This window comes from Alteromonas sp. IB21, assembly GCF_016405965.1.
Taxonomy (GTDB): domain Bacteria; phylum Pseudomonadota; class Gammaproteobacteria; order Enterobacterales; family Alteromonadaceae; genus Alteromonas.
Window position 1 is genome coordinate 1 of record NZ_JAEFCD010000068.1, and the last position, 991, is coordinate 991.

Below are 991 nucleotides of genomic sequence, written 5' to 3' on the forward strand. Positions count from 1 at the left end.
CCACGTGTTAGCGTCCCAGCGACCGGAGGGAGTGCCAACAGCGTTTTGTTAGGCGCTTTTTGTCGACATATCTTTATCTGCAAGTTGTTTGAAAAGGGGTTTGGCCGCTTCTGATATTTTTCCTTCGCTTTCCCACTGTTCTATGTCACTGTTTTTAAAAGAGGATTCAGAAAAATGTATTTGCCGAATACTCTCTTTGAAAACTTCTTGACCGAAAGCATCAGCCCTAGCTAATTCCTCTATAACTTCGCTAGAAATATCGTTTGAATGAATTTGTTTATACTTTTTCAATGCTAGCTGAACGGTACCATTAGCATTGCTTGCGCGTTGATAATTGAACCAACTATTTGCACGAACTATCTTTTCGAATTGTGTTTTTTGTCTGTTTTGCCAAAAGCCAACTCCAAGACCAATCAAACCAATTAATATGCCTAAATAAGTACCGAAAATTTCCAAAATTTCTCCTTGGCGCCTAACACCCCGCTTAGGGGCAATAACACGTGGGCTAAAATTGGAGCGAAGCGACTGAGCCCACGTGTTATTGTCCCAGGGAGCTTGCGACCGGCTACAGCGGTTTGTTATGCCTGATGCTTGAAACGACCAAACGTTATCAAGGTAACTACAGCAATTAAGGTAATGAAACTAAGTGTCCAAAAAAGGTTTCTGACAGAAGCAAACCAACTAATTAATGCTTCTTTGCTTTGCCATTCAAATATTGATTTGTCATGAATGCAGTATATTTTGAAACTGTCTTTTTTGTTAAAACACTTCTTCTCAAGTAAGACATTTTCTGAGTCTAAAGAGTCAATGACATAACTGGTATTTGCATAACCTTGAGTTGGGTTGTGTATAAAAAATAGACTGGCAACACTTAGCAACCATAAATAGAAAATTACTTTAAACAAAACGGAACCCCAAAATTTTTAACTAAAGGCATAACACCCCACTAAGGGGCGATAACACATGGGCTAAAATTAGGAACGAAGTGACG

1 protein-coding gene is annotated in these 991 nt (G+C 39.2%); it reads right to left on the reverse strand.

The genetic code is table 11. From position 1 onward, the window contains the following. Positions 1–48: 48 nt before the first annotated feature. Positions 49–456, reverse strand: coding sequence for a hypothetical protein (locus JC525_RS19740; RefSeq protein WP_198817863.1), 408 nt, complete (start codon positions 454–456; stop codon positions 49–51). Between the last annotated feature and the right edge of the window lie 535 nt (positions 457–991).